We start from the raw sequence: 17,685 nt of genomic DNA, 5'->3' as shown, positions 1-17,685 counted from the left end.
TTTAATGATGAAAAAAAGCTATCCAACACTACTCGCCACCATGGTATGGGCGGCAATTTATAGTCAGCAAGCGCATGCTGACCTTGCACAGCAGTGTATGCTGGGTGTCCCTGTTTACACCAAACCGATTGTAAAAGGTGACCCTAATAACCTGCCGATTCACATTACCGCTGAAGATGTCCGTGGTGAATACCCTAATTTTGTTGAATATGAAGGTAATGTCGATATTCAACAAGGGAACCAAACATTAACCGCTGATAACGTTAAACTCACCCAAACAGAAACAGCGGGTGAACTCCCTGTGCGTGAAGTAACAGCCACTGGTAATGTGCACTACGATGACCCACAAATTATCTTAAAAGGCCCTTCTGCGTGGTCTAACTTAGATAATAAAAACACTGATGTGAATGACGGTAACTACATGATGGTAGGCCGTCAGGGGCGTGGTGATGCGACGAAAATGAAAATGCGTGGTGAAAACCGTTACTCTATTATGGAAAACGGTACATTCACAACCTGTTTACCCGGTAATAATAGCTGGAGCGTCGCGGGCTCTGAAGTCATTATCGACCGCGAAGAAGAAGTCGCTGAAATTTGGCATGCGCGCTTTAAAGTGGGTGACGTGCCTATTTTCTATAGCCCATATATGCAATTACCGATTGGCAATAAGCGCCGTTCAGGTTTTTTAATTCCGACGGGAAGTTATTCAAGTAACGATGGGCTAGAGTTCTCATTACCCTATTATTGGAATATTGCACCAAACTACGATGCCACAATTACACCGCAATTTATGACCCACCGTGGTGTAAAATTAAATAATGAATTCCGCTACCTTATTGCTCCAGGTACAGGCACCGTGGCCTTTGATTTTCTAAATCATGACCGTGCTTATATCAAAGACAAAGAACGTGGTAAGCGTGAAGATCGTGATAGCGATGACCGTTGGTTATTCTACTGGCGCCATTCTGGGACTTACGCGGGGCATTGGAACTTCAGCTCTGACTATACCAAAGTGAGCGACCCTAGCTATTTTACTGACTTTAGTTCCCAGTACGGTAGCACCACTGATGGCTACGCTACGCAAAAATTCAGTGCAGGTTATTCAGATACAAACTGGAATGCGAAAGTCACTCACAAGCAATTCCAAATTTTTGCGGATAACCCCAACAAGCGCGCTTATAAAGCAGAGCCACAAGTGGACTTCAATTATTATAAAAATAATTTAGGTGCCTTTGACGTGCATACTTACGCACAAGCTGCTCGTTTTACGAGTGTGGGTAAAAATAACCCAGACGCAACTCGCTTACACATTGAGCCAGAAGTAAACCTGCCATTGTCTAATGGTTGGGCAAATATGAATAACAGCATCAAATTGTATGCGACTCATTACGACCAAGATATTCCTCGCTCGAATACGGATACTAGCTTAGAAAAAAATGTTACGCGTGTTCTACCCATGTTTAAAAGCGATGCAAAAGTTGTCTTCGAACGAGACCTTTTCCAAGGCAGCGATTTCGTTCAAACATTAGAACCACGTGTCCAATATTTGTATATTCCGTATAAAGATCAAGATAATATCAATAACTTTGACTCTTCATTGCTGCAGTCAGACTATAGCGGTTTATTCCGTGACCGGATTTACAGTGGCCTTGACCGTATCGCCTCTGCAAACCAGTTCACCACAGGTGTCACAACACGTGTTTATGACGATACTTTAGCTGAGCGCTTTAACTTCTCTGTGGGGCAAATTTATTACTTTGAACGCCCACGTGCTGGTGATTCAAATCGCCCAATAGATGATAAAAGCAACACAGGTTCATTATTGTGGGCCACTGACTCTATGTGGCGAATTGATGATAACTGGGGCTTGCGTGGTGGGTTACAATATGACCGCCGTCTCGGTAATGTCACAATGGGGAATGCGGTTGCAGAATACCGTTTAGATGCCGATCGTTTAGTTCAGTTGAACTACCGTTTCGTTGACCGCGATTATATTCAAGCAACCTTCCGTCGTGAAGATACTGCGAATGGTGGCTATACCTATACACTGCCTGAATACCAACGCGGTATTTCACAAGTGGGTGCTGTCATGAGTTGGCCATTAAGCGAGCGTTGGGGCTTTGTAGGTTCATATTATTATGATACCAAACAACAGCAACCTGCGAGCCAACTGGTTGGTTTGCAATACAATACTTGTTGCTGGGCAGTCAATCTTGGCTATGAACGTAAGATAGTTGGTTGGCAAAAAGAGAAGTTTAGCAGTGAATATGACAATAAATGGTCAATCAATGTGGAACTTAGAGGCCTAAATAACAATCATAGTTTAGGTAGTCAGAAAATGTTAGAAAGTGGCATTATGCCTTATCAACGTGCTTTCTGATAAAAATAACATAAATTTACTCTAAATAATTCGAGTTGCAGTTAGGCGACAAGCAAGTGAGTCGCTAGGAGCATACATAAGTATGTGACTAGTGCGAACGAACGCAGTCAACAATACTGCAACTTAAGGTATAACGAGTATTTACTCTAAATAATTCGAGTTGCAGTTAGGCGACAAGCAAGTGAGTCGCTAGGAGCATACATGAGTATGTGACTAGTGCGAATGAACGCAGTCAACAATACTGCAACTTGAAGTATGACGAGTAAAAAAGAGATTAGCCCGCTTTTGCGGAATCAAAGTCAATATTTATAGGACCATTATGAAGAATTGGAGAACGCTTATTCTGGGACTGATGTTCGCAAGCTCCACTGCTTTGGCTGCGCCTCAGCAAATGGATAAAGTCGCTGCGGTCGTCAATAACGGTGTTGTGCTGGAAAGTGACGTCCAGAATATGATCAACACAGTAAAACTGAACGCTCAGAACGCACGTCAACAAGTGCCTGATGATCAAACTCTGCGTCATCAGATCCTCGAGCGTCTCGTTATGGATAACATCATTTTGCAAATGGCTAGCCAAATGCAAATCAATATTCCAGATGAAGCCGTGGATGCAACTATTACGGATATCGCTCGTCAAAACGGTTTAACACTGCAGCAAATGCAACAACGCTTAACCGCAGATGGCATCAATATGAATCAATATCGTAGCGAAATTCGTAAAGAGATGCTGATCGCTGAAGTGCGTAACAATGAAGTTCGCCGCCGCGTTACCATTTTACCTCAAGAGGTTGATTCTCTAGCAGAGCAAATGAGCTCACAAGCCAATTATGAAATGGGCGTTAATCTAAGCCATATCTTGATCCCGTTGGCAGAAAACCCAACGCAAGAACAACTAAAAAACGCTGAAGCATTAGTGAATAAAATTTTAGCTGAACTGAAAAAAGGCGGAGATTTTGGTAAGTTAGCTATCGCTTATTCAGCAGACCCTCAAGCGCTGAAAGGCGGTAATATGGGTTGGTCACGCCTACAAGAATTGCCTGTTGTCTTTGCTGAACAGCTGAAAAATGCGAAAAAAGGCGATATTGCTGGCCCAATTCGTTCCGGTGTCGGCTACCATATTTTACGCGTAAATGATGTAAGTGGTGGCAGCCAACCGATTTCTGTCACAGAAGTGAAAGCACGTCACATCTTAATTAAGTCATCACCAATTATGGATGATGCACAGGCAAGACAAAAATTAACCAAAATTGCTCAGGAAATTCGTTCAGGCAAAGTTTCATTTGAAGATGCAGCAAAAGAGAATTCTGAGGATCCAGGTAGCGCATTAAAAGGTGGTGAATTAGGTTGGAATATGCCTGATGTCTACGACCCGGCTTTCCGTGATGCATTAATGAGACTGAATAAAGGCGAATTAAGCCAACCTGTTCAATCAAATTTTGGTTGGCACTTAATCCAATTAGAAGACACTCGTAACGTTGATAAAACAGATGCGGCACAAAAAGACCAAGCGTACCGCCTGCTATTCAACCGTAAATTTAATGAAGAAGCACAGAGCTGGATGCAAGAACAACGTGCTTCCGCTTATGTGAAAATGGTTGATGGCCGTGACAGCCAGTCTACAGATGAAAAATCAAATTAAGCCTATTGTCATCACTCCCGGCGAACCTGCCGGGATTGGTCCTGACCTACTGATTCAGCTTGCTCAACAGCAATGGCCTGTTGAGCTGGTTGCCTGTGTTGATCCTGAATTGTTACGCCAGCGTGCCAAAGCGCTGAATTTGCCACTGACATTAACCGAATATATCCTCAATACCGTCACTAAAGTACAACCTGTGGGTAGTTTATCCGTTCTACCTGTTCATTTAGCAACGGCTGCAAAGGCAGGTGTACTTAACGTTGATAATGGCCAATATGTCGTAGAAAGCTTAGCAAAAGCCTGTGACGGCTGTTTAAAGGGTGAATTCTCAGCCATAGTCACAGGGCCTGTACATAAAGGCATCATTAATGATGCTGGCGTACCATTTAGCGGCCACACTGAATTCTTTGCAGAAAGAAGTGGCTGTGAACGCGTTGTTATGATGCTAGCTACCGAAGAACTGCGTGTTGCATTAGCCACAACGCATTTGCCACTCAAGGACGTGTCAGCTGCCATCACTCAACAAAGCCTGAATGAAGTCATCACGATTTTACACCATGATTTACAAACAAAATTTGGTATTGAAAAACCAGCCATCTATGTTTGTGGTTTAAATCCACATGCAGGAGAAGGCGGGCACATGGGTACCGAAGAAATTGATACGATAGAGCCCGCGCTCGAAAACCTGCGCACAAAAGGGATTAATTTGATTGGGCCATTGCCTGCAGATACCCTATTTCAAGCTAAGTATTTAGACCATGCAGACGCAGTGTTAGCAATGTATCACGATCAGGGCCTTCCTGTGTTAAAATACCAAGGTTTTGGCAGAGCAGTAAATATTACTCTCGGCCTGCCTTTTATCCGTACCTCTGTCGACCATGGCACAGCCCTTGAACTCGCTGGTACGGGTCATGCTGATGTGGGAAGTTTTATCACCGCATTAAAGTTAGCTATCCAAATGACATCTAAGAATACATGAATAATCGAGTCCATCAGGGGCACTTTGCCCGCAAACGCTTCGGGCAGAACTTTTTAACTGACCAATTTATTATCGACAGCATCGTGGATGCCATGAACCCGCTGCCGGGTCAGTCCATTGTAGAAATTGGTCCCGGCTTAGGTGCCTTAACCGAACCTGTCGGTAACCGAATCGATAAAATGACTGTAGTTGAACTTGACCGTGACCTTGCAGCACGCTTACACGTTCACCCTCAGCTAAAAGATAAATTAACTATCATTCAGCAAGATGCAATGACAGTAGATTTTGGTGAATTAGCCAAACAAGCAGGTCAACCCCTGCGCGTTTTTGGTAACTTGCCTTACAATATCTCTACACCATTAATGTTCCATCTATTCACATTCACCAACTCCATTGCTGACATGAACTTCATGTTACAAAAAGAAGTGGTGAATCGTCTGGTCGCAGGCCCTGGCAGCAAAGCCTTTGGCCGCTTGAGTGTCATGGCACAATATTACTGTAACGTGGTGCCTGTATTGGAAGTACCGCCGACTGCATTTACACCCGCACCAAAAGTAGATTCTGCCATTGTTAGGTTGATTCCTCATCGTGAAAACCCATATCCGGTAAAAGACATTAAATTTTTAAGTCGCATTACCACACAAGCTTTCAATCAACGCCGTAAAACTGTTCGTAACAGTCTTGGGGATTTATTCAGCGTTGAAGAGTTAACAGAACTGGGTATTGATTTAAGCACTCGAGCAGAAAATATTTCTGTTGAACAATATTGTAAAATGGCAAACTATCTCTCTAACCGTTCAGAATAGTCTGTTGAAGGAGGCACTATGCTTAATGAGCCGAATGTTAGCATCCAAGTTCAGAGTGTCTATATAGAAAGCCAATCTCAACCCGATATTGCGAGATATGTGTTTGCTTACACAATCTGCATTCGTAATTTAGGGCGGGAACCTATCCAATTAATGAGCCGTTATTGGCTCATTACTAACAGTGATGGCCATAAAACCGAAGTTCAAGGTGAAGGAGTAGTGGGTGAACAACCCCTTATTCAGCCAGGAAAAGAATATCGTTATACCAGTGGCGCAATCCTTGAAACACCAATGGGTACGATGGAAGGTTATTATGTGATGATAAGTACGCAAGGGGACAGTTTCCACGTTGATATCCCTGCTTTTCGTCTTGCCATCCCAACACTGATTAATTAATTATGTCGACATATTTAGTAGGTGATATTCACGGTTGCTATCGTGAACTCCGTGACTTGATGGAAAGTGTTCATTTTGATCCAACCAAAGACACATTATGGTTAACAGGCGATCTCGTTGCTCGCGGAGCTGAATCACTGCAAGTTTTACGCTATGTAAAAAGCCTTGGCTCAGCCGTACGTCTAGTGCTTGGTAACCATGATCTCCATCTGTTGGGAATTTACTGTAAGATCAGTCGCAATAAACCCAAAGATCACCTCGATGAGTTATTACATGCCCCTGATCTTGACGAACTGATCAATTGGTTACGTCGCCAACCTTTATTACAAATTGATGAAGAAAAAAAGATCTTGATGACCCATGCCGGTATGACTCCGCAATGGGATATCAAAACAGCACGCATGTGTGCAAGAGAAGTTGAAGCAGTGCTTTCCAGTGATGCATATCCACTATTTATCGACTCCATGTATGGTGATATGCCAAATAACTGGTCTGAAAGCCTAATGGGGCTAGCACGCTTGCGTTTTAGTACCAATGCCTTAACACGTCTGCGCTACTGTTTTCCGAACGGGCAATTAGATATGATTTGCAAGGAAAACCCCAAAAAGGCACCTGCCCCACTAAAACCGTGGTTCGATCTACCAAGCCAAATTCCTGATGATTACTCGGTATTTTTTGGTCACTGGGCATCGCTCGAAGGAAAATGTACCCCCGATAACGTCTATGCTTTAGATACTGGGTGCTGCTGGGGAGGAGACTTGACGCTATTCCATTGGGAAACCAAGCAGTATCACCGCCAAAAGTCATATCAAAAACGCCGCAAAGAATAACTTTTTATATGATCAACTGTAAGTTATAGCAAAATGGCGCAATTAAGCGCCATTTTGTGATCAAACCAAAAATTAAGCTCTTTTGGTTAGGATCTCAAAACAATAACCATGGGTATTGTTTTCATCAGCTTCATGGTATTCCGTAAAAATAGAATCCCATTCATCAGGCTCATAAGTTGGAAAATGGGTATCACCAATAACTTCGGCATCAACATGAGTCAAATAGAGTTTATTCGCTAATGGTAAAAATTGTTGATAAACTTTACCACCGCCAATCACCATCACTTCATCAACATTTTCAATTGCTTGTGCCGCGGCTAACGCTTCTTCAATTGACGTTACCCAAATCACATCAGAATCAGTGCCAGGAACACTGCTTAATACAATATTTACACGTTGTGGTAATGGGCGCCCAATAGATTCATAGGTCACACGCCCCATGATAACCGGTTTATTTAACGTATTTCGTTTGAACCACGCTAGATCCCCCGGCAAATTCCAAGGCATCGCTTTTTCCATGCCGATAACCTGATCGATCGCCATTGCTGCGATTAAGCTAATATTCATCTATTCACCTTAGAAACAAGATATAAAAATTGAGCACACTATACGGAAAGAGAATTGTTTCGTCGACTAAATTTAAGCTTCCTTAAACAGGTTTGAATCACTTATACTCAAATTGATAAACTTACGACTAAAAATAACATGAAAAAACAAAATGAACCCTCTGATATCAGCCTAAATACGAGTATTTAGTCGGTCATTTTTATTTACCAACATTGAACGGGAAAAAAGATCAAAAATGTACGAAACGAGTATTATGGTTGCGACCATCGCGGCACTCGGTATGCTTTCTCCAGGGCCTGACTTCTTTTTAATTGTCAAAAACTCAGCTCGCTATCAACGCTCTGCGGCATTAATGTCTGCATGTGGTGTGATAGTCGCTATCGCGTTGCATATGTCCTACTGCGTTGCGGGCCTAGCTGTTTTAATTACCACCACACCTTGGCTGTTTAATATCTTAAAATACGCAGGTGCGGCCTATTTAATTTGGATCGGTGTCAAAAGCTTACTTCCGCAATCCGGCCATAGCGTTGATCTTACGACCAGTAAACACGAAATTGTTTCATTCAAGAAAGCCTTTATGCAAGGTTTCCTCTGCAATGTATTAAACCCAAAAGCCACGCTATTCTTTTTAGCCGTCTTCACTCAAGTATTAGATGTTAATTCTACCGTCGGTGAAAAATTATGGTTTGCCTTTATTATTTGGGGCTTAGCTGTCATTTACTGGCCAATATTAGTCTTTTTGATCCAAAGTGCCCCTGTCAGAAAAGGCCTAGCAAAAGTACAAACCTATGTTGATAAGGTTCTCGGAGTGGTATTAATCGCCTTTGGTGTTCGAGTGGCGCTAAGCTAGCCTTATTAGCTCCCATCAAAAAAGCAGGCTAAATGCCTGCTTTTTAAATATTCAATATTGTTGTAATACGAATTATTGCATTGTGTCTTGCGGTGCAACAACCAACTGCCCCACTGAACCTAAATCCGCTTTTTCCAAGTTTTGACTATAGAATAAAAAAGGAAAGTGGTTATAGGATGGCTGCATCATTTCCACTAATAATTCAACGCGACCATCAACCCATACCGTATCTTTCCAGCCATAGTCTTCTGGTGGAGTTGGTTTACCATTACGGTTTAAAACCTTAAAACGCACACCTTCAATATGAAACGCTTGCGGTTCATTCGTCGTCACAACCCAACGCTCCCAATTACCTTGGAGACTTGAGAAATCGACCCTATTTGTATCAATGGTCGCATTGTTAATACCAAAACCATCATTAAGGTGAATATTGCGTTGTGTAATACTGGATGTGACTTGCGTTTTATCTTCAACTAATTGTGTCGGTAAGCCGTCTGTTACTAATGACATTAACCCTGTCGCTTTGATAGTTAGCACATTAGTTGAAATTAAATTATTCGATGGCTCGAATAACCCCTTTAAGCGGTCCATAAAGGTAGCCGACTCACCTGCCGTGATAGTTAACTCTTGCGTTTTAGCCATATCAATCAAGACTTCGCGTCGTTCACCCGGCGCTAACGGTAGTTCTTGAACACTCACAGGGACAGTTAGTAAACCTTGGTCAGATGCAATCAACGAAAATGGGCGGCCATCACTGATTTTCATTACATAATTACGGGAGTTCGACGCATTTAATAACCGTAAGCGCACCCATCCTCGAGAAACTTCAATGTATGGATTTTGCACGCCGTTAACCAGTAATGTATCGCCTAAAAAACCATTTTCATCCGCTTTGTATTCTGGAACGCCAAAATTATCTAAGCGCTTATCTTGAATAATGACCGGAAAATCATCAACACCATAGTGTTTCGGTAAACGCAGGTTTTTCGTCACATCATCTTCAATGATCCACATCCCTAATAAACCATTGTAGACTTGTTCGCCCATTTTCCCTTGAGTATTCGCATGATACCAGAGCGTAGCTGCATTTTGGCGTATCGGGATCACCGGAGACCAGTCCGCATTAGGTGAAATTAACCGTGCGGCTCCACCTATTTGTGTTCCTGGTATTTGCAAGCCACTGATAGTCATCGAAACGGCTTCAGGTAAGCGATTACTATAAATAAGCTTAATATCATCGCCATTTTTTACTTTGACAGTCGGGCCAGGAGAAGAACCATTAACTCCCCAAATATCGGCTGAATATTTTCCATCAAAAGACCAATGAATTTTTTGTAATGTTAAAAATAATGGCTGTCCAGACCGTGATTCTAATAACGGTGGTACAGGTAAAGCTGTTGCCCCTTCTGCATTTGCATAAATAGGCGCATAGGACAAACATAGAGCCATCCCTGCCGCTATTAGGGTTTGGCATCGATTGAATGACATAAATTCTCCGCTAAACAAAATTCCAGCGCATTTTATTATTTGATATTATAAATATTCAGCCAATGATATGGCTAATTTTAGGTTGGCGCTAGCAATATAACTACTTAGATACAACAATTTAAGACCGCAATAATTTGTGAGCCATGATATCGCGAAAAAAGTCTAAATTCTAAAAATATCTATCCAATACATTAAAATTTAATTAATAAGATTATAAATAGTAAGGGTAAGTAATTAGAAAAGGAAAGTCAGGCAGTCGATAACAATAAAGACAGTTTATGCTATGTTCAATCTAAAATAATAGGCAATATTCACATATTGCCTATTATTAAAATAAATTCAATCGGTTAGGCTATTTACCCTGTTTTGCCATCTCTTCAACCTCAAGATCGAGTTCTTTAATCTTTGCTTCCATTAAAGCATGGCAATGTTCCGATAATTCCCTCACTTGCTCACGGGTATAAAGTGATGTATCAATAGGGTCTAACATTTCAATAATTACGCTACCGTTATTCCAACGGTTTAGCTTAATTTTACCTTGTGTGCTCGAAACGCAAACAGGCACAATAGGTACCCCTGCTGCAATAGCCGCATGAAATGCCCCTGTTTTAAATGGCAATAAACCACGACCGCGACTACGCGTTCCTTCAGGGAACATCCATACGGATATTTTACGTTTTTTGATCTGGTCTGCGACTTGCGTGATCGTATTATGCGCCTTAGAACGATTCGCACGGTCAATCAAAATATTACCGGTGATCCAATACAGAAAACCAAAAAATGGAATGTAAACCAAGCTTTTTTTACCGACTGTAACTGTTCTCGGTAATACCCCATTTGACATAGTCACCATGTCGTAATTGTTTTGGTGATTCCCTATATAAATACTTGGGCCATAACTTTTGGCTTTCTCAGGTACACGATTAATAACCTTAATCCCAAACACGACGGATAACCGCCCAAACATATGGCCAAATGTCATTACGTGTTTTGGGTTGCGTGGGCTAAACAAGCAGTAAATACCGCCGCCTATGCACACAAAAATAGTGTAGATAATGACAATGATCGCTCTAATCAGCGCTAACATACTAACCCCAAATTGTAAGGGGCTTCGCAGCCCCATGATGAATATTGTCTGCTTATAAACCTTTTGAACTTCATACTCAACAAGATTTATAAGGTTTGTTTTTGTTAATTATTCAGTATCTACTGGCTCAATATCAATACGCTCAATATTGTGCATTCCACGCGGTAATGACGTCCCTTTACGGCCACGTTCTGAACGGTATTTTTGCAAATCTTCTGCTTTAAATTTCAGTTTCCGCTTACCAAAATGCAAGGTCATTGATGCCCCCACAGGCAAGATCATCAACCAAGTCAATAAATCATCACCCGTTGCCGCTTGCGCGCCAGCAATATTGATAATTTTATTACCTTTACCTTTTGAAAGTTGAGGTAAATCCGCTACAGGGAATATCAACATACGCCCTGCCTTGGTAATTGCCAATAGCAAATCTTCCTGCTCATTATGCAGTTCAATTGGTGCTAATACTTTGGCATTTTCAGGTAAGGAGATTAAGGCCTTACCTGTTTTATTTTTAGTGACTAAATCATTAAAGGTACAAATAAAACCGTAACCTGCATCAGAAGCCATTAAATATTTCTGTTCGTCAGGCGCCATTAATACATGCTCAATGGTCGCACCTGGAGGCAGAGTTAATTTACCCGTTAGAGGCTCACCTTGACTACGCGCTGAAGGTAATTCCAGTGGGTCCACAGAATAGCTGCGCCCTGTCGTATCAAGGAACACCGCCGCTTGGTTTGACTTGCCTCGTGCTGCTCCTTTAAAACCATCTCCTGCTTTATAATTTAGGTTAGTCGGTTCGATATCATGCCCTTTAGCACTACGCACCCATCCCATATCAGAAAGCACAACGGTAATCGGTTCTGACGGTAAAATTTCATGCTCGCTCATTGCTTTCGCTTCTTCCCGCTCATGCAACGGGGAGCGACGGTCATCACCGTAATCTTTGGCGTCAGATTGAATCTCTTTTTTAATCAACGTATTTAAACGTCTTTCAGACCCGAGAATCGCTTGTAAATCATCGCGTTCTTTAGCCAACTCATCTTGCTCGCCACGAATCTTCATTTCTTCAAGCTTGGCTAAATGGCGTAATTTTAGCTCTAAAATAGCTTCAGCTTGGGTATCACTGATATTAAAACGTGACATTAAAACCGCTTTCGGTTCATCTTCTGTACGAATAATTTCAATGACTTCATCAATATTCAGATAGGCAATTAATAAACCATCTAAAATATGTAAACGTCTTAATACTTTTTCTAACCGATGATTTAAGCGATTACGTACGGTTTGACGACGGTAAGCAATCCATTCATTTAAGATCTCAACAAGCCCTTTTACCGCTGGTCGGTTATCTAAACCAATCATATTTAGGTTAACACGGTAACTACGCTCTAAATCTGTTGTCGCAAATAAGTGTGTCATGACTTGTTCAAGATCAACACGATTACTGCGCGGAACAATCACTAAACGAGTTGGGTTTTCGTGGTTTGATTCATCACGTAAATCTTCAACCATCGGCAATTTTTTTGCACGCATTTGGCTGGCAATTTGTTCTAAGACTTTCGCCCCAGAAACTTGATGAGGTAGAGCCGTGATAACCGCATTACCATCTTCTTTTTCCCACACAGCACGCATGCGTACAGAACCGCGCCCATTTTGATAAATTTTACGGATATCATCACGGGAAGAAATAATTTCTGCTTCAGTTGGATAATCAGGCCCCGGTACAAATGCCATGATGTCATCAAGATTTAGTGTCGGTTTATCCAGTAAAGCAACCAACGCTTGAGCCACTTCTCGGGCGTTATGGGGTGGAATATCTGTCGCCATCCCAACCGCAATTCCCGTTGTACCGTTTAGCAGAATATTCGGTAAACGTGCCGGCAACATTTTTGGCTCGTTTAGCGTACCATCAAAGTTTGGTACCCAATCAACTGTGCCATGGCCAAGTTCGCTGAGTAAAATTTCAGCATATTTTGATAAACGTGATTCTGTATAACGCATTGCTGCGAATGATTTAGGGTCATCGGGTGCCCCCCAGTTCCCTTGGCCATCCACCAGCGGGTAGCGGTAAGAAAATGGCTGCGCCATCAACACCATCGCTTCATAACAAGCGCTATCACCATGTGGGTGATATTTACCGAGAACATCGCCCACCGTTCTGGCGGACTTTTTGTATTTCGCAGTGTTGCTTAAGCCAAGTTCTGACATCGCATACACAATACGGCGCTGAACAGGTTTAAGCCCATCGCCAATAAATGGTAATGCCCTATCCATGATGACGTACATCGAATAGTTCAGATAGGCATTTTCAGTGAAGGCATGCAGCGGTAAACGCTCTACACCATCATGAGTAATTTCACTCATTCAATTCGTTCCTTTCTCATCGCAATTCGAATATTAGACATCAATTTCAGCCATATCGCCTTTTTCTTGCAGCCAATTACGGCGATCTTCAGAGCGTTTTTTAGCAAGAAGCATATCCATGACAGCAAGTGTTTCTTGGTAGTTTTCATCATCGATAATTAGCTGTACAAGACGACGAGTATTTGGATCTAATGTCGTTTCACGTAATTGCAGTGGGTTCATTTCACCCAACCCTTTAAAACGTTGAACATTGGGTTTACCGCGCTTGCGGCTAAGACGTTCAAGCACAGCATTTTTTTCGCTTTCATCAAGGGCGTAAAACGTTTCTTTACCTAAATCGATACGATATAACGGTGGCATTGCCATATAGACATGCCCTGCTTTTACTAATGTTGGGAAATGACGGACAAATAATGCACATAGCAGTGTAGCAATGTGCAAGCCATCGGAGTCCGCATCCGCAAGGATACAAATTTTCCCATAGCGCAATTGGCTAAGGTCTTCGCTATCGGGGTCTATCCCAATAGCAACAGAGATGTCATGTACCTCTTGGGAAGCTAAAACTTCATCAGAAGACACTTCCCATGTATTGAGGATTTTACCGCGCAACGGCATGATAGCTTGATATTCGCGGTCACGAGCTTGTTTTGCAGACCCTCCCGCGGAGTCCCCTTCTACAAGGAACAATTCCGTCATACTCAGGTCTTGGGAGCTACAATCGGCTAATTTACCCGGTAATGCAGGGCCACTGGTGAGTTTTTTACGCACCACTTTTTTCGCTGCACGCATTCGACGTTGCGCGCTAGAAATTGCCATTTCTGCGAGTTGTTCAGCCACTTGCACGTTCTGGTTAAGCCATAAACTGAAAGCATCTTTTACCACACCCGAAACAAACGCAGCACATTGACGCGAAGACAGACGTTCTTTCGTTTGCCCTGCAAATTGTGGGTCTTGCATTTTAACGGAAAGCACATAAGTGCAGCGCTCCCAAATGTCATCAGCGGAGAGCTTAACACCACGAGGCAATATATTACGGAATTCACAAAACTCACGCATTGCATCAAGCAACCCTTGGCGTAAACCATTAACATGGGTCCCACCTAGCGCTGTTGGGATAAGGTTGACATAACTTTCTGTTAGTAATTCCCCGCCTTCAGGCAACCAGAGCAACGCCCATTGTGCGGCTTCAGTTTCCCCGGAAAATTCGCCTGTAAACGGTTTTGGCGGTAACGCTTCAAGGCCGTCAATTGACTCCATTAGGTAATCGGTCAACCCGTCACTGTAGCACCAGCTTTGCTCTGTATTGTTGAGCTTATCCTTAAACGTGATTTTCACGCCAGGGCATAAAACGGCTTTAGCTTTTAAGTTATGAGTTAAACGAGTTACTGAAAACTTTGGACTATCAAAATAGCTGCCATCTGGCCAAAAATGCACGCTAGTACCTGTGTTACGTTTGCCACAAGTCCCTATTACATGCAAATCTTCAACCTTGTCGCCGTTCTCAAAAGCAATTTGATACACTTGGCTATCACGACGAACAGTAACTTCAATACGTTTTGATAACGCATTGACGACAGAAATCCCGACACCATGCAAACCACCTGAGAATTGGTAGTTTTTATTGGAGAATTTTCCCCCTGCATGTAATTGCCCTAGAATCAGCTCAACAGCTGACACTTTCATTTCAGGGTGGATATCGACAGGCATACCGCGCCCATCGTCGATTACTTCAAGGGATTGATCGGCATGTAAAATAACTTCGATGTGGCTCGCGTGCCCCGCAAGCGCTTCATCGACGCTATTATCAATTACTTCTTGAGCCAGATGGTTCGGTCGACTGGTGTCGGTATACATCCCCGGACGACGGCGAACAGGCTCTAAACCACTGAGGACTTCAATGGCCTCTGCGTTATAACTAGATTGAGTCATGTTGTCATTCTGCGGTAATAGGTGATTAATTGAACTATTCAATCAGTGAGTTACTGTTGATAATAACAGTGTTCATACGTTTTGACACTATTTCTCTGCCAATTGAAGGAAATCAACAATTTGAGAAAAGTAAGCTTCAAAACCAATAAAGGCATGATTACCGTCAGGTTCCACAGTTTGTTTGCACTTTGAAAGATAGGCAACTGCCTCTCGATAATCAAGTACTTCATCGCCCATTTGCTGTAATAGCCAGATAAGATGAGGAGATGCGAGTCTTTCAATGTATAAGGATTTTAGCTCATGGATATGCTTTTCTTCCAACACATATTGTTCATGAGTATATGGGTTTGTATTGTCGCCTAAGTAATCTTGCAGTAAATCAAAAGGACGCACTGCAGGGTTTACAACGACAGCTGGGAGCTGATAACGCTCTGAAAACCAAATCGAAAAATAACCGCCTAGTGAAGACCCAACTAGCCCCATTTTTTCATGCTGGTGCTGTTGGATAATATCATCCAACATCGCTTGAGCTTGCTGAGGGTAGTTCGGCAATTGCGGTACAAGCATATTAATATGTGGATAATTCTCGTCAATCCATTGCTTTAAGTTATTAGCTTTAGCGGATTGAGGTGAGCTATTAAAACCATGAATATAAAGTAGAGTAGACATAAGCGAATTAATAACCGTCAGAGTCAAGGTCAGGGCTAAACTCTCTTGTGTCTAAACGGTGAACGTGGGTTGTAATATGCCTTTGACTTTGCTCATTAATGCTTAATTCTAAATATCGCCAACCCGGCGCGACAGTATCAAGGGCAAAATTAGTACAGTGAGGTTTAAATTGTACGCAAGTAGAAGGCGTAGCTAATAACCGAATCCCGTGCCAGTTTTCATCCATTTCTTGGTGAATATGGCCACATAGCATCGCTTTAACATTTGGGTAGTTTTTTAAGTAGTCAGCTAAAATATGTGAATTTCTCAAACTGTGCTGATCAAGCCAAGTACAACCCGAAGCTAGAGGATGGTGATGCAGCATAATCAATGTGGTACGTTCAGGTTCAGCATCTAAGCTGGCTTTCATCCATTCCAATTGTTGTTCAGAAAGCTCACCATGAGGTACATCTTGAAGTTGGCTATCAAGCATCAGAATTTGCCATTCATCGCCAATTAAAATTTGTTTAGCACTTGAAATCCCAGCAACTCGCAGTGTTTCTACCATAGCAGGTGGGTAATCATGATTACCAGGAAGCCATACACAAGGGGCAGGAATACGCGCAATACCATCCGCAAAATGCTGATAAGCTTGTGGTGATTGGTCTTGAACCAGATCCCCTGTCGCAACAATTAAATCAATTGGAAGATTTTGCTCTGTGATAGCATCAAGTACCGCCTGATAGCTACGGTAAGTATTTACCCCTAAAAGCGTATTTTCTGTATTAGCAAAAAGATGCGTATCAGTAACCTGTAAAATTCTCACAATTTTAGAGTTCTTCGCAGTCACTTCAAGCTGGCTGTCCAAAAGTATTCCTTTCCTTAAATATTATTTAGTACCTAATCTATTCATTAAAACTATATAAAAGCTAAACACACTTATAACTATCTTAAAACTTTACTTTCTAACTTTCTGATAATCAGCACACACTTCACCAGATTAATCGTTATTTAAAACTGTTTCATCCACTTTTCATAAAGTTTTTGCTGGTTGAGCTGTAACCACTGAATAGCAATAACGGTTGCTGCATTATCAATTGTGCCATCTTCAACCCATTGATAAGCTTGTTCTCGGCTAACCACATGCACACAAATATCTTCATTTTCTGACGCTAGCCCATGCACCCCTTTCGCTTGGCTGCTATCGACTTCACCGATAAATACATGCATACGTTCAGTCGTACCACCCGGGCTAGAAAGATAACTTACTGCTTTTTCAGTACGACCAATAATAAGCCCAGCTTCCTCAACGGCTTCACGACGAATAACCTCTTCGGGCGATTCGTTTGGCTCTATCATTCCAGCAACTGCTTCAAGCAGCCAAGGTGTTTCGCTAGTTTCGATCGCAGGTAACCGAATTTGTTCAATTAAAACAACACTATTCGTTTTCGGGTCATAGGGTAAAACCACACCTGCGTGACCACGTTCAAAAACTTCACGGCGAATTTCTTTACTCCATCCGCCCGCGAAAAGACGATGTCGAAATTGATATTCAACCATTTGAAAAAAACCGTTAAATAATTTACGCTTGGATATAATTTCAACATCATTCTTGCCATATTTAATTGGCTGCTTTATTTGTTTTGTCATTGCATTCTCCAAACCCAATTATTCCATCTTAAGGAAATAATTGTGGATTAAAACAGTTTTTAAGGTTTTTTAACC

At 42.1% G+C, this 17,685-nt stretch carries 15 protein-coding genes; 7 read left to right on the top strand and 8 right to left on the bottom strand.

The features are described from left to right. Positions 1-4 precede the first annotated feature (4 nt). The 6 genes from lptD (at position 5) to apaH (ending at position 7,027) form a co-directional block, all read left to right on the top strand. Positions 5-2,380: an LPS assembly protein LptD gene (gene lptD, locus PR683_RS13000; RefSeq protein ID WP_042851533.1), complete on the top strand. Its 2,376-nt coding sequence runs from the start codon at positions 5-7 to the stop codon at positions 2,378-2,380. A 319-nt stretch (positions 2,381-2,699) separates the two neighbouring features. Beyond that, entirely contained in the window at positions 2,700-4,019 is a 1,320-nt protein-coding gene (surA, locus tag PR683_RS12995) for a peptidylprolyl isomerase SurA (protein WP_042851532.1), read from the top strand. After that, positions 4,003-4,995: a 4-hydroxythreonine-4-phosphate dehydrogenase PdxA gene (gene pdxA, locus PR683_RS12990; RefSeq protein WP_272571409.1), complete on the top strand. Its 993-nt coding sequence runs from the start codon at positions 4,003-4,005 to the stop codon at positions 4,993-4,995. The genes surA and pdxA overlap by 17 nt, the downstream gene beginning before the upstream one ends. Then, a complete protein-coding gene (gene rsmA / locus PR683_RS12985) occupies positions 4,992-5,801 on the top strand; it encodes a 16S rRNA (adenine(1518)-N(6)/adenine(1519)-N(6))-dimethyltransferase RsmA (protein ID WP_164529108.1) in 810 nt (269 codons plus the stop codon). The genes pdxA and rsmA overlap by 4 nt, the downstream gene beginning before the upstream one ends. 18 nt (positions 5,802-5,819) lie before the next feature. Next, positions 5,820-6,197, top strand: coding sequence for a Co2+/Mg2+ efflux protein ApaG (apaG, locus tag PR683_RS12980; RefSeq protein ID WP_004908625.1), 378 nt, complete (start codon positions 5,820-5,822; stop codon positions 6,195-6,197). Positions 6,198-6,199: 2 nt separating this feature from the next. Then, complete coding sequence (gene apaH / locus PR683_RS12975; RefSeq protein ID WP_004908624.1) at positions 6,200-7,027, top strand: bis(5'-nucleosyl)-tetraphosphatase (symmetrical) ApaH; 828 nt, start codon at positions 6,200-6,202, stop codon at positions 7,025-7,027. A 72-nt stretch (positions 7,028-7,099) separates the two neighbouring features. Here the strand turns inward: apaH and folA are convergent, their stop codons facing one another. Beyond that, positions 7,100-7,594 carry a type 3 dihydrofolate reductase gene (gene folA, locus PR683_RS12970; protein WP_004908621.1) on the bottom strand — a complete coding sequence of 165 codons (495 nt, stop codon included), beginning with the start codon at positions 7,592-7,594 and terminating at the stop codon, positions 7,100-7,102. A gap of 235 nt (positions 7,595-7,829) precedes the next feature. Between folA and PR683_RS12965 the strand changes: the two genes are divergently transcribed. Beyond that, positions 7,830-8,444 (top strand): LysE family transporter, encoded by a 615-nt coding sequence (locus PR683_RS12965; RefSeq protein ID WP_004908618.1) that lies wholly within the window; start codon positions 7,830-7,832, stop codon positions 8,442-8,444. Positions 8,445-8,516: 72 nt separating this feature from the next. Here PR683_RS12965 and ftsP read toward each other — a convergent pair whose 3' ends face one another. From ftsP to nudF, 7 genes are all read right to left on the bottom strand, one after another. After that, positions 8,517-9,932 (bottom strand): cell division protein FtsP, encoded by a 1,416-nt coding sequence (ftsP, locus tag PR683_RS12960; RefSeq protein WP_109911778.1) that lies wholly within the window; start codon positions 9,930-9,932, stop codon positions 8,517-8,519. Between the two features lie 352 nt (positions 9,933-10,284). After that, on the bottom strand, positions 10,285-11,019 hold the full coding sequence (locus PR683_RS12955) for a 1-acylglycerol-3-phosphate O-acyltransferase (protein WP_004908611.1): 735 nt from the start codon (positions 11,017-11,019) through the stop codon (positions 10,285-10,287). 108 nt (positions 11,020-11,127) lie between these two features. Next, complete coding sequence (parC, locus tag PR683_RS12950) at positions 11,128-13,383, bottom strand: DNA topoisomerase IV subunit A (RefSeq protein WP_004908608.1); 2,256 nt, start codon at positions 13,381-13,383, stop codon at positions 11,128-11,130. Between the two features lie 33 nt (positions 13,384-13,416). Continuing rightward, positions 13,417-15,312 (bottom strand): DNA topoisomerase IV subunit B, encoded by a 1,896-nt coding sequence (parE, locus tag PR683_RS12945; RefSeq protein WP_004908605.1) that lies wholly within the window; start codon positions 15,310-15,312, stop codon positions 13,417-13,419. Between the two features lie 87 nt (positions 15,313-15,399). Further along, positions 15,400-15,981, bottom strand: a complete 582-nt coding sequence (gene yqiA / locus PR683_RS12940; protein ID WP_004908603.1) for an esterase YqiA — start codon at positions 15,979-15,981, stop codon at positions 15,400-15,402. Positions 15,982-15,988: 7 nt separating this feature from the next. Next, the gene (gene cpdA, locus PR683_RS12935; RefSeq protein ID WP_109911776.1) at positions 15,989-16,828 is read right to left on the bottom strand and encodes a 3',5'-cyclic-AMP phosphodiesterase; all 840 of its coding nucleotides are present in this window, start codon (positions 16,826-16,828) and stop codon (positions 15,989-15,991) included. A 143-nt stretch (positions 16,829-16,971) separates the two neighbouring features. Beyond that, positions 16,972-17,610 (bottom strand): ADP-ribose diphosphatase, encoded by a 639-nt coding sequence (nudF, locus tag PR683_RS12930; protein ID WP_004908597.1) that lies wholly within the window; start codon positions 17,608-17,610, stop codon positions 16,972-16,974. Positions 17,611-17,685 lie beyond the last annotated feature (75 nt).

The sequence above is a fragment of the Providencia sp. PROV269 genome, from assembly GCF_028477785.1.
Classification (GTDB): domain Bacteria; phylum Pseudomonadota; class Gammaproteobacteria; order Enterobacterales; family Enterobacteriaceae; genus Providencia; species Providencia rettgeri.
This window is presented reverse-complemented; position numbering and strand designations above follow the sequence as displayed.